Origin of the sequence: Aquabacterium sp. NJ1, from assembly GCF_000768065.1 — a bacterium.
Taxonomy (GTDB): Bacteria; Pseudomonadota; Gammaproteobacteria; order Burkholderiales; family Burkholderiaceae_C; genus Aquabacterium.
On record NZ_JRKM01000001.1, the window covers coordinates 2,676,486 to 2,700,268 of the forward strand.

Here is a 23,783-nt window from a genome sequence, read left to right on the forward strand (position 1 = left end):
CATCCGTCAATCGGCATATGCCGGGTACTTTCGATGCGTGAAGCACTCGACCTCTTGAACGAGCTCAACGAGCTGGACGAGTCCGTTCGCATTGAGGCCAAGCGCGCAAGTGAACTTGGCAAGTCGGTGCTGCAGACGGTGGTGGCTTTCGCCAATGAACCTGGCCTTGGGGGTGGATACCTGTTGTTGGGTGTCGATTGGAAGACCGATGAAAAGGGGGATGTGGTGTATTGGGCCGCAGGCCTGCCTGATCCAGACAAGACCCAGAAGGACCTGGCCACGCAGTGCGCCAGCAGTCTGAACACGGTGCTTCGACCAGAGATGCAGGTCGAACAGGTCAACGGCAAGCCTGTGCTGGTGGTTTTTGTTCCTGAGGTCGAGCCCTCTCAGAAGCCGGTCTATTTGAAGGCGACTGGGTTACCTCGCGGCGCCTATCGCCGTATCGGGTCTACCGATCAACACTGTGTTGACGAAGACCTTTGGGTGCTGCGCGGTGAGACTCAGCCGCAGATGGGCCCGGACATGATGATGGTCGCGGATGCCACTCGTGAAGACATTGATTCGCAGGCTGTGGCCGAGTACCGGCGCTTGCGCGTGGATGTCAACCCAGGCGCAGAGGAGTTGGCCTACGGTGATGATGACCTATTGGAGGGTATCTGCGCGCTGCGCCGTGTAGATGGCGTTTTGCGTCCGACCGTTGCCGGCATTGTGTTGTTTGGCAAGACCTTGGCCTTGCGCCGCTTGATGCCCGCTTTGCGTATCGACTATGTGAGAGTGGCAGGCACCCAATGGGTCCAAGATGCTGATGAGCGCTTTACCACCACGCTGGATGTACGCAAGCCATTGCTGTTGGCGCTGAAGCAGATACAAAACACGATCTTGGACGATTTGCCCAAGGGGTTTCGCCTCCATGCAGGCGAGTTGCAAAGTCGACAAGAGCCCGTGTTGCCCAGTAAGGTGATCCGCGAGGCATTGGCTAACGCAACCATGCACCGCAGCTACCAGGTTCACAGCCCGGTGCAAATCATTCGTTACAGCAACCGCATCGAGATACTGAATCCGGGTTTTTCGCTCAAACACGTGGCCGACCTGGGGAGCCCCGGATCTCGCGTGCGCAACCCGGCCATCGCGGCAGTGCTCCACGACCTGCATTGGGCGGAGACCAAGGGCTCTGGGGTGCGAGCCATGCGCAGACTGTCATCCGAAGCGGGCTTGCCTCTGCCTGAGTTCCAGTCGGATCGCCAGCGCAATGAGTTCAAAGTCACGCTTTTTTTGCATCACTTGTTGACCGAGGACGATTATCAGTGGCTCAGGAGCCTGAGTTCGGAACCGCCTTCGGCCGACGAAGCCAAGGTCTTGATCTATGCCCGGGAGACTGGGGCGGTCGACAATACGGCGTGTCGCGATGTATGCGGCCTGGATACGCTGACCGCCAGCCGGGTTCTGCGCCGTTTGCGTGATCGACGTTTGCTGGTTAAACAGGATTCGGGTAGCCGAACCTATTACGTGCTGGCGACCGAATCTGGCGTACCAGCCCTGAGCGCCAATCCCCACCAGTTGCACCTGGACATGTCGGCAGACGCCTTGACGCAGGACGCGCCAGCATGGGGGGATTATCCGAATCCCCCCATGCTCGCGCCCAAATCCCCCCATGTAGAGGGCGAGATTCCCCCCGAGCTACTGGCGCGCATCGCCGAGGCGGGTGGCAAGCCGCGTCAGGCTCAGGTCCGAGAATTGGTGCTGGCGCTGTGCGAGCTGAGGCCATTCACGGTGGTTGAGCTCTGCCGGGTGTTAGGTCGCAGCGACCCCAAAGAGCTTCGACGTACCTACCTGCGACCATTGCGTGAAGCGGGTTTGCTGACCTTGCTTTATCCCGAGACAGAAAAACATCCACATCAGGCATATGTGGTGACAGATGCCCATTCGACAGACCTGGAGTGAGCAGCCTCACCAGTATCTTGAATTGGCTTGGCGCATGACATTGGCCATCTCGATCGCAAGTCGTTCACCCCGTCAAGGGCACGAACGCCACCGGCAACAAGCTCGCCTGTGTCACTTGCCCCTGGTCGTCCTTGCAGACCCGCACCAGCGCTTGCCGCCCATGCTGCGGCCCCACGGGGACCACCAGGCGGCCGCCGGGTTTGAGCTGATCCAGCAGGGCCGGCGGGATCACGGGTGAAGCCGCCGTCACGAGGATGGCGTCATACGGCGCCCCAGCCGGCCAGCCACGGTGCCCATCACTGTGGTGCACCTGCACGTTGTGGATGCCCATGCCTTGCAGGCGTTGCGCCGCCGTACGGGCCAGGGGCCCGATCACCTCGACCGATTGCACCTGCCGCACCAGGCCTGCCAGCACCGCCGCCTGGTAGCCCGAGCCGGTGCCGACTTCCAGCACCACGTCATCGGCCTGGGGCTCGATCAGGTCCGTCATCAAGGCCACGATGAAGGGTTGCGAGATGGTCTGCTGGTGGCCGATGGGCAAGGGCGCGTCCAGCCAGGCTTCGTCTTGCAGATCGGGGTCGACAAAGACGTCGCGGGGCACGGTCGCCATGGCCTGCATGACCCGGTCGGACAGCTCGGGGCGGCCGGTCTCGGGGCCGCACAGGCGTGCCTCGGCGCGGATGTGATCCAGCAAAGCGTGGATGGCCTGGTCGCGGTGAAGAGGGCTCATGCCAGCCTACCCTTGTCAGCCTGTCATGGGTGCCAGCATAGGACCAGGCGGCGTTCGTTTCAATGCGGGGTGCGCATAATGCCCGCATGACTTCGCCTTCCCCCAAGCCCTTGTCCTTCAAGGTGGCCCTGGGCGGCGCCATCTGGCTGGGGCTGACCTGGCTGGCCTACGCGCTGTTCCTGGTCAACACGCCCCTCACCTTGCAAAGCGTGCAGGCCGGCCCCATCACCATGGCCGGTGGCGCCGTCATGGCCTGCACCGCCATGGCCTTGCTGCTGATGGGCGCGGCCTTGATCAAGCTGGCCTTGCTGAAGCGCCGTGACGCTTCCCTGGTCATGGCCGTCATCTGGTCGATGGGTGCCCTCTCGCTGGCGTTTTCGATCTACATGCTGACCAGGCCCTTGCTGGCCTCGGCCATCTGAAGCCTGCAGCGCCTCAGCGGGGCACGAGCTGGCAGGCCCTGGTGTCGGGGTTGCACACGCGGACCAGCTTGCTTTTCACATGCGTGGCAAACAGCCCTTGTGCAATCACCACGGCGGTGATCACTGCGATAGACAGACGGATGCTCATGACGACCTCCTGCCCATGACGTGATGGGCCTTGCATCAAGGCTAGAACTTGTCGCGCCTTCTGACCATAGGGGCCCTACCTGAAAAATTGGCAAAGCGTGCAGAAGTGAGAAAGCGTGCCCAGCTTGTTCAGGGGGGTGATGACGCCATCTGAAAAGCCCGTGCCTTGGTCCTGCTTGCGCGAACGTGTCGCTGTTTGCCCTTCCTGCCTCATGACCATTGACTTGAGTCAACTGCACACCCCCCTAGAACATAGTCTTTAACGGTTTTGAAACCTCTGTTCTCATAGACTGAAATCCAGTTTCATCTCTGAGGAATGAGGCAAAAATGCAGTGGGGTGGATGCGGCTTCAAGGGCGGCCGTTCATGATCGAACTCGCCTTGAAGTTCCTCAGCGACGAGGCCAATGGCTTCATGGCGCGCCGGCTTGGCCTGGACCTGGGCAAGCTGGACGTTGGCCCCTTTGTGGACTACACCACCGGTGCCCTGGCCATCGGCATGGACACCACGCGCATGACGCTGTTCCAGATCGAGGAAGAGCGCGTGATGCGCGAGCAGTTGCCCGTGCGTCAGATCGTGGGCGGTCGTGAACTGACCCTGCCCCCACCCCTGAAGGTCAACCTCATCGTCGTCGTCAGCGGGCGCTTTCAGAAGTACGACCAGTGCCTGCGCCAGTTGTCGCTGCTGCTGACCTTCTTCCAGTCACACCCCGTCTTCACACCGGCTGATTACCCCGGCATGCCGGCGGGCATCGAGCGCCTGTCGGTCGAGCTGTTGAACTACGGCCCCGAGCAGCTCAACCAGTTGTGGACGTGCATCGGCAGCAAGCACCTGCCGTCCATGGTCTACCGCGTGCGTTTGCTGTGGCTGCAGGATGTCGAGCCGCAGGGCACGGGCCAGCCCGTCACCGGCATCCAGACGCGCATGGAGATGCGATGAACACGGGCTTTCGCACGCTGTGGACCATCGCCGTGTCGCACGCCTTTCATGGCGGCGTGTGTGATGCGCTCGCGTTCGTCGTGCCGCCCGCCACGCAGGACGCGCTCAAGGCCATGCGGGCCATGGCGCGCGAGATCGATGGCCGCCTGCATGTGCTGATCGAAGAAGACGCCGATGGCCACGCCCTGATCGACAGCACGGGCCGCACCCTGGTGTTTGGCCTGGCGCCACGCAGCGCCACCTTCGTGCAGTACACCGCTGACATGGGGCTGGCCAAGGGCCAGCAGGCCTTGTTTGCCAATGCCGCTTCGGTGGATGCCATCGATGCCCAGCCCACGGGTGTGCGCATCACGGGCGGCCGCATGGGCATCACGCCGCTGCGTGAGGAGCGCCCCCTGACCTTGCGTGCCATCAATCATGAAGGCCTGCCCAAAGCCAGCATCACCCTGTCGCCTACCGATGCCACTTGGCAATGGGATGCCGGCGCGCTGCAAGGCGAGGTGCTGGTTACCGAAGAAGCCCAGCCCGGTGTGGTGTTGGCGCAGCAGCGCCTGTTCATCGCGCCTGGCCTCAATGATTGCTGGGGTGCGCTGTCATTGACCGTGTCGGCTGATCACATCGCGCATGGCCATGACTTCACCTTGACGCTGCCCGCCCGCGAAGACGTGCTGCGCTACTACGTGCTGGTCAAGCCCGCCAACCAGGCGGACTTCGACAGCATTCAGATCCAGGACCAGGGCGCGGCCACCGACAGCCGCCCCCCCCTTACCTTCACGCGCCATGTGCCGCCTTTCGGCCAGGGCCATCTCTCACCTGACCTGCTGGACCCGGGGCACACCCGCCAGCTCGTGCTGTTCGAAGCCAACGCGCCCATGGCCCGCCAGGCCCGGGGCCCGCATGGCATCGCCTTGCAGCGCCAGGGTGAAGTGCTCATCGGTGATCTGCCCCAGCCCGGGGCCGATCGCAGCGATGCCCAGTTTGTTGTCCACCTCAGTAAACCGTAGAGGAGCGAATCCGCCATGCCAACCTACCGCACGCCTGACGTGTATGTCGAAGAGATCTCGGTGTTCCCGCCCTCGGTGGCCGAGGTGGCCACTGCCGTGCCCGCCTTCATTGGCTACACCGCCAAGGCCACCCGTGATGTCGAGGGTGACCTCAAGAACGTGCCCACGCGCGTGACCTCGCTGCTGGAGTTCGAGCAGCTCTTCGGCGGTGTGCCCACGCTGGACGTGAGCAAGGTGCTGCTGGATGACGCGGGCAACTTCCTGCGCGCCGAGCTCGGTACCGGCAACACCAAGCACCTGTACGACAGCATCCGCCTGTTCTTCGACAACGGGGGCGGGCCTTGCTACATCGTGTCCGTGGGCAAGCACACCGACAGCATCGACAAGGACCAGCTCATTGCCGGCCTGGCCAAGGTGGCCACGGTGGACGAGCCAACCATCCTGCTGTCACCCGACGCCGCCTCGCTGGACGCCGACGGCCTGGCCGCCTTCCAGCAAGCCGCGCTGGCCCAGGCTGGCAAGCTGGGTGACCGCGTGGCTCTGATGGACACAAACTACTACGACAACAAGACCGCGCATGGCACGGCCATCGACAACTTCCGCAGTAAGGTCGGCATCAACAGCCTGAAGTACGGCACGGCCTACGCGCCCTGGCTCAAGATCAACTACCCCAAGCAAGTGGGTTATGCCGACCTGACCAAGCCGGCCACCAAGCTGTACAAGGGCTCGCAGCCGATCGACCTGGCCACGCTGACGTCCGAGCAGGCCATCAAGGACAAGCTTGCGCGCCTCGACAAGGTGCTGGCCGACCTGCCCTTGATCGCCACGACCAAGTCCAACCTGTTCGACCCGCAAACCAGCTTCTCGGCCAAGCAGGATGCGCTGCTGATGGCCTACAAGGGCGGCAAGACCGTGGGCACGGCGCAGGCGGTGTTCGGCTTCCTGATGGACGCCGCCCGCGCGGTGGACGGCTTCGTCACAGCCGTGGTCAAGCTGACCTGTGCTGAGCTGACCACCGTGGTCAACAGCCAGATCACCGATGTGCTGGTGCCGGTCTACAAGCCGCTGCTGGCCATCGAGAAGGAACTGGCGCTGGCCGCACCGGCCTACACCGTGCAGCAGGACCAGGGCACTGCGCCATCGGCCACCGCCTGGGGCACGACCTGGACGGCCGTGGCCGCCAGCACGGGCAAGGTGCCCACGGCAGCCGGCACACTGCTGGCCGCCCAGCTGGATGCGACCATGCCCACGGTGCTGGCCGCGCTGGCTGCCATCGGCACGGCCCTGGCTGCCATCAGCACGGCCGCGGCCACCTACCGCAGCAACGACGAAGCCTATCTGGGCGAGAACTTCAGCCTTTACCGGGCCATCCTCAAGGGCGTGAACAACGCCGTCACCGTGTGCCCGCCCTCAGGTGCCATCGCCGGCATCTATGCCCTGGTGGACAACCAGCGTGGCGTGTGGAAGGCCCCGGCCAACGTCAGCCTCAACGGCGTGCTGGCGCCCACCTACCTGTTCGACAGCGACGACACCGACAACCTCAACATCGACGCCAACTCGGGCAAGTCGGTCAACGCCATCCGCGCCTTTGCGGGCAAGGGCACGCTGGTCTGGGGTGCCCGCACCCTGGCCGGCAACGACAACGAATGGCGCTACATCTCGGTGCGCCGCTTCTACAACATGGTCGAAGAGTCGGTGAAGAAGTCGACCTACTGGGCCGTGTTCGAGCCCAATGACGCCAACACCTGGGTCAAGGTGCGCGGCATGATCGAGAACTACCTCACGCAGAAGTGGCGTGAAGGCGCGCTGGCCGGTGCCAGCACCAAGGACGCCTTCTTCGTGCGCTGCGGCCTGGGCACCACGATGAGCAGCCAGGACATCCTGGAGGGCCGCCTGATCGTCGAGATCGGCATGGCCGTGGTCCGCCCTGCGGAATTCATCATCCTGAAGTTCTCGCACAAGCTGCAGACCTCCTGATCCCACACTGAACCTTATTCAAAGGAATCGACATGCCCGGTCAATATCCCTTGCCCGTCTTCCACTTCTCCGTTCAGTGGGGCGGCAACCGCCTTGGCTTCTCCGAGGTCACCGGCCTCACGCAGGAAAACCAGGTCATCGAATACCGCGACGGCTCCTTCCCGGAGTACTCGTCCATCAAGATGCCCGGCCTGCGCAAGTTCAGCAACATCACGCTCAAGCGCGGCGTGGTCAAGTCGGACAACGACTTCTACAAATGGCTCACGACCATCAAGCTCAACACCGTGGAGCGGCGTGACCTGACCATCAGCCTGCTCAATGAGGCGCACGAGCCCGTGATGGTCTGGAAGATCCACAACGCCTTCCCCGTCAAGGTGGAAGGGCCGCAGTTGAAGGCCGCGGCCAACGAGGTGGCGATCGAGTCCATCGAGATCGCGCACGAAGGCATGGAAGTGCAGAACGAGTAAGCGCGGCCCATGTACACACCGCCCGTAGGCTTTCACTTCAAGGTCGAGGTGCAGGGGCTGTCGCCTTCGGAGGATGGGGATACCCGCTTCACCGATGTCGGCGGCCTGAGCGTGGACATCGCCACCGAAGAAGTGCCCGAAGGTGGCGAGAACCGCTTCGTGCAGCGCTACCCCGTGCGCGCCAAGTTCCCGGACCTGGTGCTCAAGCGGGGGCTGATGAAGCAGTCCGCCATCTGGGACTGGGTGCGCCAGTGCATCGAGAACCTCGACATCCAGCCGCACAACCTCATCGTCACCTTGCTCAACGAGCAGCGTGAGCCTTTGATGAGCTGGCGCATCGTGGGGGCCTACCCGGTGAAGTGGTCGGTGAGCGACTTCAATGCCTCGGCCAATGCCTATGTGGTGGAGTCCCTGCAACTGGCCTACCAGTACTTCACGCTGGACAAGGGCTGAGCAGCGCGGTCAACGTGAAAGGGAGCAGCACATGCCCATCGTCATTGATGAAGTCGTGATCTCGGTGGAGGTCGGCAACCAGGAATCGGGTGGCGGCGCCACGCCGGTGCCGGCCCTGCAGGACAAGCAGGCGCTGGTGAGCGAGTGCGTGGAGCGCGTGCTCGAGATCCTGCGCGAGCGGAAGGAAGCGTGATGAGCGGTGCGTCCGGCCAGCTTGAGAAGCTCTTGATCCAGGCCTTCACCAAGGCCGACTACAGCGGCTCGGCCATTGGCACCTTCGAGGCCTATGTGAACCCGGCCGAGCTGACCTTGTCTTATGAGATGGAGTACGACAGCGCCCAGGGTGCCGGCACCACGGGCAGCCGCATGGACTTCAAGAAGATCAAGCCGGGTGACCTCAGCCTGGCCTTCTTTCTGGATGGCACCGGGGCCAATGGCGTGGCCCTGGATGTGCAGCAGAAGATCAGCTCCTTCCAGACCGTGACCGGCTACAACGGCGACATCCACCGCCCCAACTACCTCAAGGTGGCCTGGGGCAAGATCGCCGTCAAGCGCTGCGTGCTCAAGAGCGCGTCCATCGTCTACAAGCTGTTCAAGCCCACGGGTGAGCCGCTGCGGGCCGTGATCACGGCGGTGTTCTCGGATGCGTCGGACGACCAGACCCGCGTGGCGCTGGCGCAGGACTCCTCACCCGACCTCACCCACGTGCGCGTCCTCAAGGCTGGCGACACGCTCTACAGCCTGTGCACGGCCATCTATGGTGACCCGTGTTATGCCCCGCGCGTGGCCCGCGCCAACGGCCTGAGCGGCTTTCGGCAACTGGCCCCCGGCACGCGCCTGGTGTTCCCCCCGCTGGAGAAATGACCATTCCCGCCGACCGCACCCTCCCCACGCCGATCGCGCAGCGCGAGTTCACCGTCAAGGTGAACGGCACGGCCGTGCCCCGCACGCACCAGCTGCTGGCGGCCAGCGTGGTCAACACGGCCAACCACATCGCCTCGGCGCGCCTGGTCTACCGCGATGGTGCGGCCGACACGAGCGACTTCACGCTCAGCAACGACAGCCTCTTCGTGCCGGGTGCCGAGGTGGAAGTGCAGGCCGGTGCCGGCTCGCAGATGGACACCCTGTTCAAGGGCATCGTGGTGCGCCAGCGTTTGAAGGTGCGTGACCAGAGCGCCTCGCAACTCATCGTGGAGTGCCGCCACAAGGCCACTAGACTCAGCCTCAAGCGCCACAGCGCCAACCACCTGGACAAGACCGACAGCGACGTCATCACCGCCTTGCTGGGCTCTGAAGGCGGGCAGGCCAAGGTCGAGTCCACCAGCTACCAGCACAAGCACCTGGTGCAGTACGACACCACCGACTGGGACTTCCTGGTCACACGCGCCCAGGCCAATGGGCACCTGGTGCTGACACGCGGCGCCGACATCGAAACGCGCAAGCTGGCCTTGCAGGGCTCGCCCGTGATCACGCTGCAATACGGCTCGACCCTGATCGAGCTGGATGCCGAGATCGATGCACGCGAGCAGACCAAGGCCGTCAAGACCCTGACCTGGAATGCCGCCGACCAGGCCGTGCACACGCTGGACGGCACGGCGCCTTCTTTCACCGGCCCGGGCAACCTCGCGCCCGATGACCTGGCCGATGCCGTGGCCGTGGACGCGCTGGAGTTGCGCCACGCCATGCTCAGCGACGACGAGGCCACCACGGCGGCGGACGCCCGCTTTGCCACCGCCCGCCTGTGCAAGGCCACGGGCCGCGCCAAGTGCGAAGGCCTGGGCCAGGTGTTGCCGGGTGATGTGGTCGAGCTGGCCGGCGTGGGCGACCGTTTCAATGGCCAGATCCTGGTCACCGGCGTGCGCCACGAGATGGACCTGGTGCAAGGCTGGAAGACCCACATCCAGTTTGGCGGTGTGCCCGAAGACCCGGAGCGCCTGGCCCGCCTGGCCGCCGCGCGCACCCCCAGCCTGCTGGCGCCGGTACATGGCCTGCAGATCGGTGTGGTCACCGACAACGAAGACCCGGACAGCGAGTTCCGCATCCGCGTGCAACTGCCCCTGGTGGACAGCAGCGACGGCGTCTGGGCCCGCCTGGCCAGCCTGGACGCGGGCAAGGACCGTGGCTTCGTGGTGCGCCCCGAGATCGGTGATGAGGTCGTGGTCGGCTTCCTGGACGACGACCCGCGCACGCCCGTGGTGCTGGGCATGCTGCACAGCAGCGCCAAGCCCGCACCCATTGCCGGCAGCAACGACAACCACGAGAAGGGCTATACCAGCCGCAGCGGCATGAAGCTGCACTTCAACGATGACAAGGTGGTGCTGACCATCTCCACGCCCGGTGGCCACACCTTCGTGCTGGACGACGACCAGGGCTCGGTGTCGCTCAAGGACAGCAATGGCAACAGCCTGCTCCTGGACGACAAGGGCATCACCATCGAAAGCTGCAAGGACCTGAAAGTGAAAACCGCAGGCGACACCAAGTACGACATCGGCGGCGCCGGCGAGCTCAAGACCAGCACTGATTGCAAGGTCGAGGCCGGTGCCCAGCTCAAGCTCAGTGGCAGCGCCGGGGCGGAGTTGCAAAGCTCGGCCACGGTCAAGGTGGCCGGCTCGCTGGTCAACATCAACTGAGCGCGGCCACGCAGCGGTCATCACCACCCAACACACACCACAACAAGGGACCACCACCATGCCAGCCGCCGCCCGCGTCGCCGATGCCAGCACCCACGGGGGCACCGTGATCGGCCCCGGTGTGCCCACCGTGATGATCGGGGGCATGCCCGCCGCCGTGCTGGGCGACATGCACAGCTGCGTGATCCCGCCGCCGCACCCCCCGGTCACACCCTTTGTGGCGGGCAGCGCCACGGTGATGATCGGCGGCAAGCCCGCCCTGCGGGTGGGCGACAGCAGCGCCTGCGGCGCCTCGCCCATGGTGGGCGCGCCGACCGTGCTGATTGGGGGCTGATGGTGATGACAAGCACCACATCATCAACCCGCAACGCACACCGTGCCGGCCAGGCCAGGAGCCAGCCATGAGCGACGCCCCCAACTTCCTCGGCCGCGGCTGGGCCTTCCCGCCCGCCTTCGGTGCCGCTGGCGCCCGCATGACGCAGGACGAGGCCGACATCGACGCCAGCTTGCGCATCCTGTTTGGCACCAAGCCCGGCGAGCGCCCGCTGTTCCCCACCTATGGGCTGGACTTGAGCGAGCTGATGTTCGAGCCCTTGAGCACCACCTTGCGCAGCCTGCTGCTCGACCGCATCCACACGGGCGTGCTGATCCACGAGCCGCGCATCCGTGTGCTCAACCTCGTGATCGACGACAGCGAAGCGCTGGCCGGTGTGCTGCAGGTGCGCCTGGACTACGAGGTGCGCAGCACCAACTCGCGCTTCAACCTGGTCTACCCCTTCTACTTTGGCGATGCCAATGAGCAACGCCTGGCCGCGCCCACGCGCCGCACCGGATGAACCCCATGGCCACCTCGTTTGACCTCCATGCCGCGCAGATGGCGGACCCGGGCACACGCCAGGCCGACCGGCTCAACCCGCATCTGGACGCGGGCCAGGCCCCGCTGGATGACCGCCAGGATGTGGACCTGGTGCTGGCCGCCCACGCCCTGGCCGCCCAGCTCAATTTCTACGAAGACACGCCCGAGCACGTCGCCGGCAACTGGCAGGCCATCTTGCAAGGCAGCGTGCTGCGCCCCCAAGCCGGTGACACGCCAGACAGCCTGCGCGCCCGCGTGGCCGCGCTGATGCAAAGCCCCGATGGCAGCTTGCCGCCGCACCTGGCCTTGTTGATGGCTTTTGCACGCCTGGCCCGTCACCCGCGCGCCCTGCTCAATGACTTCACGCGCCAGCACCTCAACTTCCAGATGCAGACGGTGCTGGGCTTCAGCCCCAAGCCCGCGCAGCCCGACCACGCCCATGTGCTGGTGGACCTGAAAAAAGGCGCGCCACCTGTGGAGTTCAAACCCGGCCAGTGGCTGTCCGGCGGCAAGGACGCGCAACAGCAGGAGCTGATCTACCAGCCCGTGCGCCCCGCCGTGCTCAACCACGCCAAGGTGATGCAGCTGCGCGCCATCAGCCATGCCGATGGCCGCCTGGTCTGCGCGCCGATGGCCGATTCCATCGATGGCCTGGGTGGCAAGCTGCCCGTCGACAACCCGGCGTGGTCCCCCTTTGCGCAGGCCCTGCCGGATCGGCCGGCGTTGCCTTTGGCCACCACCGGCTTTGCGGCGGCTTCGTCGCTGCTGCGCCTGAGCGAAGGCACGCGCACCGTCACGCTCACGCTGTACCTGGACGGCCTGCGCGAACGGCTGAGCGCCGAGGCCCTGGCCGCCTCGTTCGAGGTGCTGCTCAGCGGCCCCAAGGGCTGGATCGGGCCGTATGCGCTCAAGGCCGTGTCGTCGAGCGATGCCAAGCTGCGCGTCTTGCAGTTCACGCTGGAGGCCGACCAGCCCGCCGTGGTGGACGTCGGCGAGGTCCATGTCCAGCCTTTTGAGCCCGGCCTGCCCGTGGCCCAGCTGCTGCTCAAGGCCGATGGCTTGCTGGGCCACGATGCCCTGGCGGGCTTGAGCCTGCAGCAAGTCAAGCTGGCCGTGGCCGTCAAGGACATGCGCAAGCTGGTGCTGGAGAGCGAGCTGGGTGTGCTGGATGCGAAAAAGCCCTTCCTGCCTTTTGGCCCGCAACCGGCCGAGGGATCACGCTTCTTCATTGGCTGCGCCGAGGCCCTGGCCAAGCCACTGAGCGCGCTGTCGCTCAATCTGGTCTGGCAAGGCGCGCCCACCTCGCAGGCCGACCTCACCACCCGGTATGCCAGCTACACCAAGCAGTCCAGCCTGGCCCATGGTGTGTCCGTTCAGGCCGATTGGGCCGATGCCCGCGCCCAGCACAAGACGGCCATGGGCACCGTCCTGCCTGCGGCGGCCACTGGCATCCAACTGACGTTGGAGCAGGCCAACTACAAGGCCAACAAGGCCCAGAAGCTCGGCAAGGGGCGCGAGCAGGAGGCCTATGCCTTGCACACCTCCGGCAGCGCCATGGCCCGCAAACAAGCCGATGTCCGGGACTGGCTGCGCCAACACGAAGCGCAGCACGAAGCCCTGCGTGAAGGCCCCCACCAGCGTCGCCAGCCGGAACCGCCCGAGCCACCCGTGCCCGCCACCGTGCGCCCCGGTTTCATCACCCTGAGCTTGAACACCGACCTGCTGCACGGCGACTACCGCAACGACGCGATCCGCATGCTGCTGCTCACGGCAGACCTCAAGCCGCCCACCGTCATCCAGGAGCCCTACACCCCCAAGCTCAAGGAGCTGACCCTGAGCTACGAGGCCGAAACCGGCCGCACGGCCATCCACGATGCCTCGCTGAGCGCGTTCACCGAGGGCGAGGTGGCCTTCTACCATGTGGATGTGTTTGGCGTGGCGCGCGAGCACCTGTGGCTGAGCCGCCAGCGGCCCTGGATGAAACAGGCTTCGGTGTCGCTGCTGCCTCGCCACACGGCCGCCGGCGAGCTGTTCATCGGCGTGGCCGGCGTGCAGGCGGGCGAGCCGGTGAGCCTGTTGCTGCAAACGCAGGAGGGCAGCGCCGACCCGCTGGCGCACGCGCAGACGGTGCATTGGGCCGTGCTGGCCGACAACGCCTGGCAAGCCTTGAACCCCGGGCCCGATCTGCCGCTGGACACCACCAGTGGCCTGCGCCGCAGTGGCTTGGTCAGCGTGGTCCTGCCAGACACCGTGAACACCGACAACACCCGACTGCCCGCCGGCCTGGTGTGGTTGCGTGCCACCATCGCGCAGGAGCCGCGAGCGGCCTGCCAGCTAGTGGGCGTGCACGCCAATGCCGTGGAGGTGGCCTGGGTGGATCAGGGCCTGGGTGCGCGCCACCTGGCCAACGCCCTGCCTGCCGGGCGCATCACGCGCCTCAAGAGCCCGCTGGCCGAGATCAAGGCCTTGAGCCAGCCCTACCCCTCCTTCGGCGGCGCCTTGATGGAAGACGATGCCGCGCTGTCTCGCCGTGCCGCCGAACGCCTGCGCCACCGTGGCCGCGCCATCACCCCTTGGGACCACGAGCGCCTGGTGCTCGAAGCCTTCCCCACGCTGGACCGCGTCAAGTGCATCCCGTATGCCAACAGCCAGTCGTGGCGTGCACCGGGGTGCGTCATGCTGGTGGTCGTGCCCAACCTGCGCCTGCAGCCTCAACTGGGCGTGCTGACGCCGCGTGTGGACCTGGACACCTTGCAACGCATCGAGGCCTTCGTGTTGCAGCGCTCGGCCATGTGCCTGCAGGCCACTCCGGCGGGGCAGACCTCGGCGGTGACCGTGCGCAACCCCCGCTACCAGTCCGTCAAGCTGAGCTTCAAGGTGCACATGCGCGACGGCTTCGCGTTCAGCTTCTACAAGGCGCAACTCAATCAAGCGGTGGTGCAGACCTTGTCGCCCTGGGCCTTTGATGTCAGCCGGCCCTTGAACTTCGGCGGGCGCGTGGTGCGCGCGGCCCTGGTGGACGCCATCGAGGCGCTCGACTATGTGGACTACATCACCGACGTCAAGCTGGCCCGCGAGGACCACCCCGGCGAGGACCAGCCCGAACTCGCACCCCAAGAGCCCGATGTGATCCTCGTGTCCGCGGCCGAACACGATATCCAGGAGGTCCAGTGATGGCTCAGGCGCCCCTTCCAGCCTCATCACCAGCCGGACAGCAAGCCACCACGCTGCCTTCCCTCAAGCGTGCGCCCCTGGCCACGGGTGAAGACCCGCGCGCCCTGTTCAACGAAGGCCTGGCCCACCTGCGCGAGCTGGCCGGCCTGAGCTGGACGGACCACAACCTCCACGACCCCGGCATCACCACGCTGGAGATGCTCAGCCTGGCCCTGGCCGAGCTGGGCTTCAAGGCTGGCACCCCGATCGTCGACTGGCTGGCCGAACCGCGTGACCCGCTCACGGGCATCACCCCTGATCTGGCACAGCAGTTCTTCCAGGCCCGCGAGGTGCTGCCCAACCGGCCCTTCACCCGGCTGGACTGGCGCAAGCTGCTGATCGACCTGGACGGCGTGAAGAACGCCTGGGTGTATCCCGAGCCCGCCATGCTTCTGTACGCCGACCTGGTGGCCCGCGAGCTGGCCTATGTGCCGCCTGCACACGGTCACAGCCAGCCCGTGGCGCTGCAAGGCCTGTACCGCGTGAAGGTGGACTTCATGGACCACATCACCACCCAGGCCGATCGCGACACGGTGCTCCGGCGCGTGCACGAGGCGCTGCAGGCCAAGCGCAACCTGTGCGAAGACTTCGTGGCCATCGAGCCCGTGCCGGTGCAGTACTTCGCCCTGTGCGCCGAGGTGGACCTGGACGTGCACGCCGATGTGACCGAGGCCGCCGCGCAATGGCTGTTCGTGGCCGAGCAGGCCCTGGCGCCCATGGTGCCCAGCTACAGCCTGGCGCAGATGCGCCAGCGTGTGTCCGCCAGCGGTGAGCCTTATCGCATCGACGAGATCTTCGACGGCCCTCTGCTGCAAAACGGTTTCATCGACGAACGTGACCTGCTGGCCTCCGAGCTGCCCGAGGTGCTGCGCCTGTCCGACCTCATCGGCCGCCTGATGGACGTGCCCGGTCTGCGTGCCATCACCGACATCACGCTCAACCCGCTGGATGCCGATGGCTTTCCGCAGTCCGTGCCCAACCCCTGGCAGGTGCCGGTCTTGCCTGGCCACATGCCCCGCCTGGCCCTGTATGCCCGCCAGCCTGTGGGCCGCCTGGTGATGCGCAAGCGCGGCACACCCGTGTCCACCTGGAACATGGACGCCGTGCCCGTCGCCGTGCAAGCCCGCCTGAACGCCCTGCGCGAAGCCGCCCGCCAGTCGGTGGAGACCGACCAGCAAGACACCCCCGCCGTGCCCCAAGGCCAATGGCGGGACCTGGCCGCCTGCCGCAGCATCCAGCGCGACTTCCCCGAGCTGTATGGCCTGGGCCCCATCGGCCTGCCCCGCACGGCCGATGAGCGCCTCAAGGCCCAGCAACTGCAGTGGCGCGCCTACCTGATGCTGTTCGACCAGCAACTCGCCAATGACGCCGCCCAGATGGCGCAAGCGCCCGCGCTGCTGTCGGTCCAGCCGGATGCCTTGCGTGCGCAAGCCGAGCGCCTGCGCGATGCCGGCACCCCGGTGCACGCGCTGCAGGCCCAGCCCGTGCAGGACGACTTCATCAACCGCAGCCAGCTGTTCGCGCAAGACCTGTCCGCTCAGCAACTGGCCGATGTGATCGAAGCGCCCGATCAAGCCCTGGCCCGCCGCGACAGCCTGTACAACCACCTGCTGGCCCGCATCGGCGAGGACTTCTCGACCTACGCCTCCATCATGGCCTCGGTGTTTGGTGACGAAAGCCGCGAGGTGCTCGCCGACAAGGCCGACTTCCTGGCCCAGGCGCCTGCGCTGAGTGCCAACCGCGCCGGCGCCTACCACCAGCAAGCCGACGCCTTGCACGGCGCCTGGAACAGCGACAACGTCAGCGGCCTGGAGCGCCGCATCGCGGCCCTGCTGGGCATCAACGATTTCAGCCGCCGCAACCTGGCGACCGTGTCGTACGACGCCTATGCCGAGATCGACAAGACGCCCAACGACGAGTTCCGTTACCGCGTGGTGCATGGCGTCACCGACAAGATCCTGCTGTCGTCCACCACGCACTACCAGACCCCGCAGGAAGCCCAAGCCCAGATGATCCGCGCCATCACCGCCGCGCAGGACCTGGGGCACTACCGCTGGCACCAGGGCAAGGATGGGCAGTACTACTTCCGCGTCGTGGCCCCGGGTGACGAGACCACCGTGCTGGGCCGCCGCAACCAGGGCTTTGACAACGAAGAGGATCTGCAGGCCGCCATGCGCGAGCTGCGTGATTACCTGATCGCGCGCTACAGCGGCGAGGGCCTGTACGTGCTCGAAGGCCTCTTGCTGCGGCCCATGGCGGCGGGCGACCCGCTCATGCCCATCTGCCTGGACAACGACTGCAGCGATTGCGCGGATGCCGACCCCTACTCCTGGCGCCTGTTCATCGTGATGCCCGCTTACGCCGGTCGCTTCCAGCACATGCCGTTTCGCGAGTTCGCCGAGCGGGTCATCCGCGCCGAGGTGCCCGCCCACATCATGCCCCGCATCTGCTGGGTTGGCAGCGACGACATGGCCCGCTTCGAAGGCGCCTACCGCGACTGGATCAATGTGCAGGCCGGTGTGACACGCGCCGAGCGGGCCGCCAAGCTGGCTGCGCTCATCGCCGTCTTGCGCACCATCAAGAGCATCTACCCCCAACGCACCCTGTACGACTGCGCGGCAGAAGTCACCCCGAAGGCCCCCTTCGTCCTGGGCAGCACCGCGCTGGGCAGCGTTCAACAAATCCACACGTCAGACCCCAAGGAGACGGACCATGGCTGATCCGATCAAGGTCCTGCAACTGCTGGGCAGCGCCCCGGTGAACACCTACACCGTCTTCGAGCGCGACCAGGTGCTCACCCACAGCCAGCTCAACGAGCTGGGCCTCTACCTCAACCAGCAAGAGCGCCTGACCCGCACCAACCTCATCGGCGTGGGCCTGGTCAGTGGCCTGAACGTGGTGCCGGATGACAGCGGCATCAGCATCACACCCGGCCTGGGCGTCACCACCGATGGCGACCTGGTCGTGTGGCCCCAGGCCGTGCGCTTCACGCACAGCAAGCCGTACGACAACAAGCAGCCCCTGTACGCGCCCTTCTACCCCGATGGCAAGACCCTCATCAAACTGCTGGAGCTGACCGACGACCAGGACCCGCTGGGCACCGCCTTGCCCACGCCCGCCAACGCGCAGGACTGGGCCGTGATCCTGCTGGCCGAGACCACCGAGGTGGACCCGGACCTGTGCATCGGCGACAACTGCGACAACCTCGGCCGCCGCGCCACGGCCAAGCTGCGCGTGCTGCTGGCCCAGCCCGAAGACGCCAAGGCCCTGCGCGACACCTTCAAGCCCGTGAGCGAGCGGGCGCGCGCCCTGCCGGACCTGCTGGCCACGCGGCCCAAGCTGAGCGCCAGCATGGTCAACACGGCCTTGTTCATGGCCAGCTACCGCGACGCCTGCACCGAGGTGCTCAACAGCCTCAACGATGCGCTCAAGCAGTTCGGCACCGATTTCGCCCCCGAGCTGCAAACCCTGTTCGGCCTCAACCCGGTGGACGCCTGGCAGCTGCGCCTCAAGGACATCCACGGCCAGATCCGCATCGGCAACGCCCAGCTCACCTACGGCTTCTTCAAGGACATGGTGGACACCTGGAACGCCATGGTGGACGCCTTGCTGGACACCACGGCCATCCTGCTGCCCGGTGCGTCGGCCTTCCCCAAACACCTGCTGCTGGGCCGCGTGCGTGACCCGGCCGACCTTCGCACCGCCTTCTTCCCCTCCGTGGCCGACACCGGTGCGCGCGAGGCCGCGGCCCGCGCTGGTTTCCTGGTGCGCAAGCTGCAAGCGCAGATGGACCACTTCATCGTGCCCGATGACAGCACCGTGCGCGTCACACCCAGCATGGGTGAAGAGGTGGCGCTGGAGGAGCGCGCCATCCCCTGGTATTACAAGCCTGACATCAGCACACAGTGGAACTTCCGCCTCAGCCAGCGCCAGCAGGCCGATGCCAACCTGGGTTACCGCGCCACCGACTACGGCGGCACCGCCCGCGCCCGCAACCCCCTGGGCAGCAGCATTGCGGGCTACGAGATGTTCCGCGTCGAAGGCCACCTGGGCCGCGAGGTGGGCCAGGTGCGCGAGGAGTTGAAGACGCTGGTGGCCGACAACAACCTGCCCTTCAAGGTGCACGCGGTGCTGGCCCACAACCTGCGCAAGTTCATCCGCATCCGCCCGCAGATCCGCTACACCGACCTGCACCGCTTCCACTACCTGCTGCGCCAGGACGTGGCCGTGCGGCTGGACGAAAGCAAGACCTTCACGGCGCGCTTTTCCGACAACGTGCAGGAGGCCGTGCAGAAGAAGACCATCCCCGATCAGGTGAGTGAGCTCAGCTCGGTCACGCAGGCGGTCGAGACCGTGCGCAGCGACATCGGCAGCCTCACGGCCCGCGCGCTGCCTGCGCTCAACCAGACCCGTTACACCGGCTACCAGCAAGAGACGCAAACCAGCGCCTGGAACGAGAACCTGGGCAGCAAGCTGCAGACCCTGGGTGACGTGCGCAGCAAGCTCGGTGAGGTGGCGCGCAACGACATCGTCTCGCCCATCGACTCGCTGATCCAGACCACGCACCCGCTGTGGCTCAACTGGCTGGACGACCTCATCGCCGCCCGCGACGAACGCGAGGACGACAAGCTGCTGCTGTCGCGCTTCGTGAGCGACCACCCCGCGCTGGACCACCTGGGCGGCACCTGGCGCGGTGGCACCCTGGTGCTGCTGTACGACGACGCCGGCACGGTGGTGGGGGACTTTGCCTTGCCTTATCCGTATGAAGAGGTGGACGAGCCCGAGCCCGAAGAACCGCCGCTGCGCCGCCCGCCGTTGCTGCGCCCACCCATCGCGGACATCCGCCCCATCGGCATCGTGCGCCCCATCAAGCTGGACCTCGACACCATGGTCACCGCCCAGATCGGCTCGCAGTTCGCCATCACCAGCAAGGCCTTGAGCGACAGGATCGAGGCGTCCACCAAACAGTTCGACGAGAAGATCCAGGCGGTCAATGTGGATGTGGACAACCGCCTCAAGCTGCAGTCGTCCAGCGTGGAAGGCCTGGTCAAGGGCGCCTTCAGCACCAAGGAGGCCACGGCCGCCGGCGTGGTGGGTTCGGGCAAGCTGATCGCCACAGGCGACACCCTGCTCGACCAGCTCGCGCAGGACGTGGACTACAAGCGCCAGCGCGTGCAAGGCCTGATCGACCTGGCCAGCCGCACCGACATCAGCACCGAAGAACGCAGCAAGGCGCAAAGCATGCTGAGCAAGGCACAAGGCGAACTGGGCACGGCCGTGGGTGATGCCGCCGAGCACGTGGTGCTGAGCAAGACCAACACCGCATCGGGCGCGGGGGCGGGCGTGGCGGCCATCCTGGCGCAAAGCACCATGCTGGTGTCGGATGCCGCCGCCTCCAGGACCTTGACGACCAAGCTGGGCAGCCTGCAGACCAGCGCGGGTGACACCTCGCAAAAGGTGTTGATCGGCACACTGCAGAACCTGGGCAGCCTGCGGGGTTGAGGCCAAGGACCCAGACAAAAGGCTGAGCCATGCAGGACCCCATCCCTCACCGCATCCGTCGCTTGCGCTGGCAGGTTCGCACCCCGAGCGCGGACACGGCGCTGGCTGTGCGCAGCAGCTTGCGCGAATGGCTGCCCGACATCGAGGCTGCGCTGGATGCGGCCCTCGGCCAGCACGGTGGCGGCGGCGAGGTGCGCCACCTCGCGTCCCTGAACCTGAATCTGCAATTGCCGACCACGTTTTCGCAGCAGGACTTGATGCGCGAGCTGGGCACGGCCCTGGGCCAGGCCTTGCACGATGCGGCCGGTGACATGACCGAGCCGGATCTGAGTCCGGTCAACAGGGGCGATCAGGGGGATCCAGCAAGACAAGGCCGAGCAGGGGCGGGCAGCGGCCACCGCGCGCCCTTGTTGTGCGCCTTGCAACTGGCCCGTCTGCAAGCGCCACTGGCCTTGCGCGAGGCCTTGATGGCCGCGGGTCAAGCGCCACGCCAGGATGGCTGGTGCGAGCTGAACTGGCTGGGCCAGACCTGGCCCGTGCGTGCAGCCGATGTGGTCCATTGGCTGGTGTGGCTGGCTGGTGGCGATACCCACACGACCTGGCCCACCGACGGCGCATCGGGCATGGGCCGCGCCGGCCCCGGGCTGGCGACCCATGCCCACGAGGGCCCGGCCGCGCCTTCATCCACGGTGCCACGTGATGCGGGCCAGGCGCCGCTGCGGAGCGCCAACACGGCGCAGCCAACGGCCACAACATCCACCAAGGTATCCACCAACGCAGCCAGCCAGGCCGACGGTCCGCCCGTCGCATCACCGCTCACCCCATCAGGCTTCCAGCAAGGCCAGGCCCAGCTGCTGCACTACCTGCGCACGGGCCAATTCGACTGGGTGCTGGCCGGCCTGCCCACCGATCAGGCGCTGGCCGCCTTGCGGGATGCCGCCAGCCTGTGGGTCGACTGGGGCCTGGTCCCTGACGCTTTGCCGGCGGGCGCTGCCCTGGCCGCACGCCTGGGCGCCTTGAGTCGCTGGCTGGCCCTGTTGTCCGCCGATCAACGGCGCGCCGTGCAACAGCACCAGGCCCGCACCCCAGCCCAGATCGGCCCGGGCCCTGACACGGCCGCACCCCGGCACAGCCTGGCCCAGTTGTGGCCAGGCCTGCTGCAGGTGCTGGCAGACGGTGGCCCCACCGTTCGCGCAGACAGCCTGCACGCCCAGGCCCTGTGGCTGGACTGGCTGGCCGCTGGCGGCACGGCGATGGACGCTACGCACACCCGGCAGTGGCTGAACCAGGCCTTGCCTTGGGTCGATGCGCTGCGCCAGCAAGGTCCCTCCAGCGATGTCTGGCAAGCCTTGCTGGCCCTGGACGGCGCCTCGGCGTTTGCACAAGGCGACGCGGGGCCTGGGCCTCATGTGGGCATCGTCATCCAGGCTGATGCGCAGCGGGGGGCGGTACCTGCTGCCTCCGCCTCCACCCATGCTCCCGCTGCGCGTGGCCCCCTTGCCCATGACAGCCAGGCCAGGCCCCTCACCGCGCCCATGCTGCCCGCCCGCGAGCCGACCACCAGCACCGGCCAGATCGTGTCGCAAGCCGGCCTGGTGCTGCTGCATGCCTACCTGCCTCGCTGCCTGGATGTGCTGGGCCTGTATCCCAGCGGCCAGCGTGGCCCCCTGGCCGACCACCTCTGGCCACGTGCCGCCGCCGTGTTGCACTGGCTGGCCACGGGCCAGGACGGCGCACTCGAATGCGAGCTGGGCCTGATCAAGCCCCTGCTGGGCCGCCGTGATCAGCATGATGAACACGACGCGCTGAGCCACGGCCTGCCCACCTTGCTGCCGCACGAACGCGAAGAGGCCGATGCCCTGCTGCGCGCCGTGCTGGGCCACTGGCGCGCACTCAAAGGCACCAGCGTGGCCGGCCTGCGCGAGAGCTTCCTGCAACGCCGCGGCTGGCTTGAAGCCCGGGGCGGCGCCAGCTTGCTGCGCGTCGAGCCTGCGCCTTACGATGTGCTGCTGGGCAGCCTGCCCTGGGGCATGAGCCTGGTGCGCCTGCCCTGGATGACCGCCCCCCTGCATGTGGAATGGAGCGCCCCATGAAGCGTGACCTGTCCCGAACCTTGGCCGGTGCCGCCGCCCGCACCATCGAGGCCGAGCTGGAGTGGTTGGCCAGCTGCCTGCAGGCGCGCCTGAGCAGCTACTTCGGCCAGCCGCCCTCCTCGCCGGCCTTGCCACAGGCCGGGTCGGCGCCCGCCCTGAACGGGCCCGACCGCGACCCCAACGGTGACCCCGATTGCCCCTACAGCGCCACCCTGCGCCACCTGGAGCTGGACGAGACCGAGCGCCTGCTGGTGGCGCTGGCACTGGCCCACCACCTGCGCCCGCAGCTGCTGGACGTGCTCAGCAGCCGCAACGAAGTGACCCAGCGCCCCTACACCGAGTTCGGCCTGGGCCAAGGCGCAGTCAGCGGCCAAGCCAACGCACCCACCGGCGAGACGGCCTGCTTCCTGCTCGCGGGTGACGACATGCCTGCGCGCCTGCAAGCCATCGCCCGCCTGGCACCCGAGGGCCGGCTGGCGCAACTGGGTGGCTCGGGCGTGTTGCGCCTGGCTGCACCCGCACCCGGCGAGCGCCCTTTGTCCGGTGCCTTGACCTTGTCACCCGGCTTCCTGGCCCAGGCCCTGCCCGGCTTGAGCCTGCTGACCCGGCCGGATCAGGACTTGCCAGCGCAACGCGTGCAGACCACCCTGGCCTGGTCCGACCTGGTGCTGCCGGCGCCCACGCTGGAACAGCTTGATGACATCGGCCTGTGGCTCAACCATGGCCAGGCCCTGCTGCACGAATGGGGCATGGCCCGCCGCATCGCGCCCGGTTATGTCTGCCTGTTCCATGGCCCCCCCGGTACCGGCAAGACCTTGTCGGCGGGGCTGTTGGGGCAACGCTGCGGGCGTGAAGTCTGGCGGGTCGACCTGTCGCAGGTGGTGTCCAAGTACATCGGCGAAACCGAGAAGAACCTGGGCCGCGTATTCGAGGCCGCCGAGCAGCACCAGTGGATCTTGTTCTTCGACGAGGCCGATGCCTTGTTCGGCAAACGCACCAGCGTGGCCGACGCGCACGATCGCTACGCCAACCAGGAGATCAGCTACCTGCTGCAACGCATCGAAGACTACGCCGGCGTGGTGATCCTGGCCTCCAACCTGCGGCACAACATCGACGATGCCTTCCTGCGGCGCTTCCAGTCGGTGCTGCACTTTGCGCTGCCGCGTGCGCCCGAACGCCTGCGCCTGTGGCGCGAAGCCTTCCCGCCCGTGGCCAAACTGGCACCCGATCTGGACCTGCCGCGCCTGGCCCAGCAGCACGAGATCTCGGGCGGCACCATCATGAACGTGGTGCGCTACGCCTGCCTGCGCGCCCTGGCCCGCGGCGACCAGACCGTGCGTGCGCAAGAGGTGGAAGAAGGCCTGCGCCGTGAACTGCTCAAGGAGGGCCGGTCGAGCTGACCGGGCATCC

At 66.6% G+C, this 23,783-nt stretch carries 19 protein-coding genes; 17 read left to right on the top strand and 2 right to left on the bottom strand.

Going from position 1 to position 23,783, the window contains the following annotated elements; genetic code table 11:
* Nucleotides 1-33 precede the first annotated feature (33 nt).
* Entirely contained in the window at nt 34-1,941 is a 1,908-nt protein-coding gene (locus tag JY96_RS11475) for an ATP-binding protein (RefSeq protein WP_035042384.1), read from the top strand.
* 64 nt (nt 1,942-2,005) lie between these two features.
* Here the strand turns inward: JY96_RS11475 and JY96_RS11480 are convergent, their stop codons facing one another.
* Complete coding sequence (locus JY96_RS11480) at nt 2,006-2,671, bottom strand: protein-L-isoaspartate(D-aspartate) O-methyltransferase (RefSeq protein ID WP_052162426.1); 666 nt, start codon at nt 2,669-2,671, stop codon at nt 2,006-2,008.
* An 86-nt stretch (nt 2,672-2,757) separates the two neighbouring features.
* Here JY96_RS11480 and JY96_RS11485 point away from each other — a divergent pair, with 86 nt between their 5' ends.
* The gene (locus JY96_RS11485; RefSeq protein ID WP_035037542.1) at nt 2,758-3,093 is read left to right on the top strand and encodes a hypothetical protein; all 336 of its coding nucleotides are present in this window, start codon (nt 2,758-2,760) and stop codon (nt 3,091-3,093) included.
* A gap of 13 nt (nt 3,094-3,106) precedes the next feature.
* On the opposite strand, the gene JY96_RS24130 is transcribed toward JY96_RS11485, so the two are convergent.
* On the bottom strand, nt 3,107-3,241 hold the full coding sequence (locus JY96_RS24130; protein WP_255352685.1) for a hypothetical protein: 135 nt from the start codon (nt 3,239-3,241) through the stop codon (nt 3,107-3,109).
* A gap of 364 nt (nt 3,242-3,605) precedes the next feature.
* Here JY96_RS24130 and JY96_RS11490 point away from each other — a divergent pair, with 364 nt between their 5' ends.
* The 15 genes from JY96_RS11490 (at nt 3,606) to JY96_RS11555 (ending at nt 23,773) form a co-directional block, all read left to right on the top strand.
* A complete protein-coding gene (locus JY96_RS11490) occupies nt 3,606-4,178 on the top strand; it encodes a DUF4255 domain-containing protein (protein ID WP_035037544.1) in 573 nt (190 codons plus the stop codon).
* Complete coding sequence (locus JY96_RS11495; protein ID WP_035037546.1) at nt 4,175-5,182, top strand: hypothetical protein; 1,008 nt, start codon at nt 4,175-4,177, stop codon at nt 5,180-5,182. Before JY96_RS11490 ends, JY96_RS11495 begins: the two co-directional genes overlap by 4 nt.
* Nucleotides 5,183-5,197: 15 nt before the next feature.
* Entirely contained in the window at nt 5,198-7,159 is a 1,962-nt protein-coding gene (locus JY96_RS11500) for a phage tail sheath C-terminal domain-containing protein (RefSeq protein WP_035037550.1), read from the top strand.
* A 32-nt stretch (nt 7,160-7,191) separates the two neighbouring features.
* The gene (locus JY96_RS11505; protein ID WP_035037552.1) at nt 7,192-7,626 is read left to right on the top strand and encodes a phage tail protein; all 435 of its coding nucleotides are present in this window, start codon (nt 7,192-7,194) and stop codon (nt 7,624-7,626) included.
* A gap of 9 nt (nt 7,627-7,635) precedes the next feature.
* Nucleotides 7,636-8,079, top strand: a complete 444-nt coding sequence (locus JY96_RS11510) for a phage tail protein (RefSeq protein WP_035037554.1) — start codon at nt 7,636-7,638, stop codon at nt 8,077-8,079.
* Nucleotides 8,080-8,110: 31 nt separating this feature from the next.
* Entirely contained in the window at nt 8,111-8,272 is a 162-nt protein-coding gene (locus JY96_RS23740) for a DUF5908 family protein (protein WP_200883493.1), read from the top strand.
* Entirely contained in the window at nt 8,272-8,943 is a 672-nt protein-coding gene (locus JY96_RS11515) for a hypothetical protein (RefSeq protein ID WP_035037556.1), read from the top strand. Before JY96_RS23740 ends, JY96_RS11515 begins: the two co-directional genes overlap by 1 nt.
* Complete coding sequence (gene vgrG, locus JY96_RS11520) at nt 8,940-10,709, top strand: type VI secretion system tip protein VgrG (RefSeq protein WP_035037559.1); 1,770 nt, start codon at nt 8,940-8,942, stop codon at nt 10,707-10,709. The genes JY96_RS11515 and vgrG overlap by 4 nt, the downstream gene beginning before the upstream one ends.
* 58 nt (nt 10,710-10,767) lie before the next feature.
* Nucleotides 10,768-11,043 carry a PAAR domain-containing protein gene (locus JY96_RS11525; protein ID WP_035037561.1) on the top strand — a complete coding sequence of 92 codons (276 nt, stop codon included), beginning with the start codon at nt 10,768-10,770 and terminating at the stop codon, nt 11,041-11,043.
* A gap of 67 nt (nt 11,044-11,110) precedes the next feature.
* Nucleotides 11,111-11,545 (top strand): GPW/gp25 family protein, encoded by a 435-nt coding sequence (locus JY96_RS11530; protein WP_035042390.1) that lies wholly within the window; start codon nt 11,111-11,113, stop codon nt 11,543-11,545.
* 5 nt (nt 11,546-11,550) lie between these two features.
* Nucleotides 11,551-14,739: a baseplate J/gp47 family protein gene (locus JY96_RS11535; RefSeq protein WP_152606467.1), complete on the top strand. Its 3,189-nt coding sequence runs from the start codon at nt 11,551-11,553 to the stop codon at nt 14,737-14,739.
* Nucleotides 14,739-17,498 (top strand): hypothetical protein, encoded by a 2,760-nt coding sequence (locus JY96_RS11540; RefSeq protein ID WP_052162427.1) that lies wholly within the window; start codon nt 14,739-14,741, stop codon nt 17,496-17,498. Before JY96_RS11535 ends, JY96_RS11540 begins: the two co-directional genes overlap by 1 nt.
* Nucleotides 17,491-20,280, top strand: a complete 2,790-nt coding sequence (locus tag JY96_RS11545) for a hypothetical protein (RefSeq protein WP_035037566.1) — start codon at nt 17,491-17,493, stop codon at nt 20,278-20,280. Before JY96_RS11540 ends, JY96_RS11545 begins: the two co-directional genes overlap by 8 nt.
* 29 nt (nt 20,281-20,309) lie before the next feature.
* Nucleotides 20,310-22,373 (top strand): contractile injection system tape measure protein, encoded by a 2,064-nt coding sequence (locus JY96_RS11550; RefSeq protein ID WP_035037569.1) that lies wholly within the window; start codon nt 20,310-20,312, stop codon nt 22,371-22,373.
* Nucleotides 22,370-23,773 (top strand): ATP-binding protein, encoded by a 1,404-nt coding sequence (locus JY96_RS11555; RefSeq protein ID WP_052162940.1) that lies wholly within the window; start codon nt 22,370-22,372, stop codon nt 23,771-23,773. Before JY96_RS11550 ends, JY96_RS11555 begins: the two co-directional genes overlap by 4 nt.
* The last annotated feature ends 10 nt before the right edge of the window (nt 23,774-23,783 follow it).

Coding starts and splice junctions, on each gene's coding strand:
- JY96_RS11475 (WP_035042384.1), top strand. CDS start 34: ATGCGTGAAGCACTCGACCTCTTGAACGAGCTCAACGAGCTGGACGAG.
- JY96_RS11480 (WP_052162426.1), bottom strand. CDS start 2,671: ATGAGCCCTCTTCACCGCGACCAGGCCATCCACGCTTTGCTGGATCAC.
- JY96_RS11485 (WP_035037542.1), top strand. CDS start 2,758: ATGACTTCGCCTTCCCCCAAGCCCTTGTCCTTCAAGGTGGCCCTGGGC.
- JY96_RS24130 (WP_255352685.1), bottom strand. CDS start 3,241: ATGAGCATCCGTCTGTCTATCGCAGTGATCACCGCCGTGGTGATTGCA.
- JY96_RS11490 (WP_035037544.1), top strand. CDS start 3,606: ATGATCGAACTCGCCTTGAAGTTCCTCAGCGACGAGGCCAATGGCTTC.
- JY96_RS11495 (WP_035037546.1), top strand. CDS start 4,175: ATGAACACGGGCTTTCGCACGCTGTGGACCATCGCCGTGTCGCACGCC.
- JY96_RS11500 (WP_035037550.1), top strand. CDS start 5,198: ATGCCAACCTACCGCACGCCTGACGTGTATGTCGAAGAGATCTCGGTG.
- JY96_RS11505 (WP_035037552.1), top strand. CDS start 7,192: ATGCCCGGTCAATATCCCTTGCCCGTCTTCCACTTCTCCGTTCAGTGG.
- JY96_RS11510 (WP_035037554.1), top strand. CDS start 7,636: ATGTACACACCGCCCGTAGGCTTTCACTTCAAGGTCGAGGTGCAGGGG.
- JY96_RS23740 (WP_200883493.1), top strand. CDS start 8,111: ATGCCCATCGTCATTGATGAAGTCGTGATCTCGGTGGAGGTCGGCAAC.
- JY96_RS11515 (WP_035037556.1), top strand. CDS start 8,272: ATGAGCGGTGCGTCCGGCCAGCTTGAGAAGCTCTTGATCCAGGCCTTC.
- vgrG (WP_035037559.1), top strand. CDS start 8,940: ATGACCATTCCCGCCGACCGCACCCTCCCCACGCCGATCGCGCAGCGC.
- JY96_RS11525 (WP_035037561.1), top strand. CDS start 10,768: ATGCCAGCCGCCGCCCGCGTCGCCGATGCCAGCACCCACGGGGGCACC.
- JY96_RS11530 (WP_035042390.1), top strand. CDS start 11,111: ATGAGCGACGCCCCCAACTTCCTCGGCCGCGGCTGGGCCTTCCCGCCC.
- JY96_RS11535 (WP_152606467.1), top strand. CDS start 11,551: ATGGCCACCTCGTTTGACCTCCATGCCGCGCAGATGGCGGACCCGGGC.
- JY96_RS11540 (WP_052162427.1), top strand. CDS start 14,739: ATGGCTCAGGCGCCCCTTCCAGCCTCATCACCAGCCGGACAGCAAGCC.
- JY96_RS11545 (WP_035037566.1), top strand. CDS start 17,491: ATGGCTGATCCGATCAAGGTCCTGCAACTGCTGGGCAGCGCCCCGGTG.
- JY96_RS11550 (WP_035037569.1), top strand. CDS start 20,310: ATGCAGGACCCCATCCCTCACCGCATCCGTCGCTTGCGCTGGCAGGTT.
- JY96_RS11555 (WP_052162940.1), top strand. CDS start 22,370: ATGAAGCGTGACCTGTCCCGAACCTTGGCCGGTGCCGCCGCCCGCACC.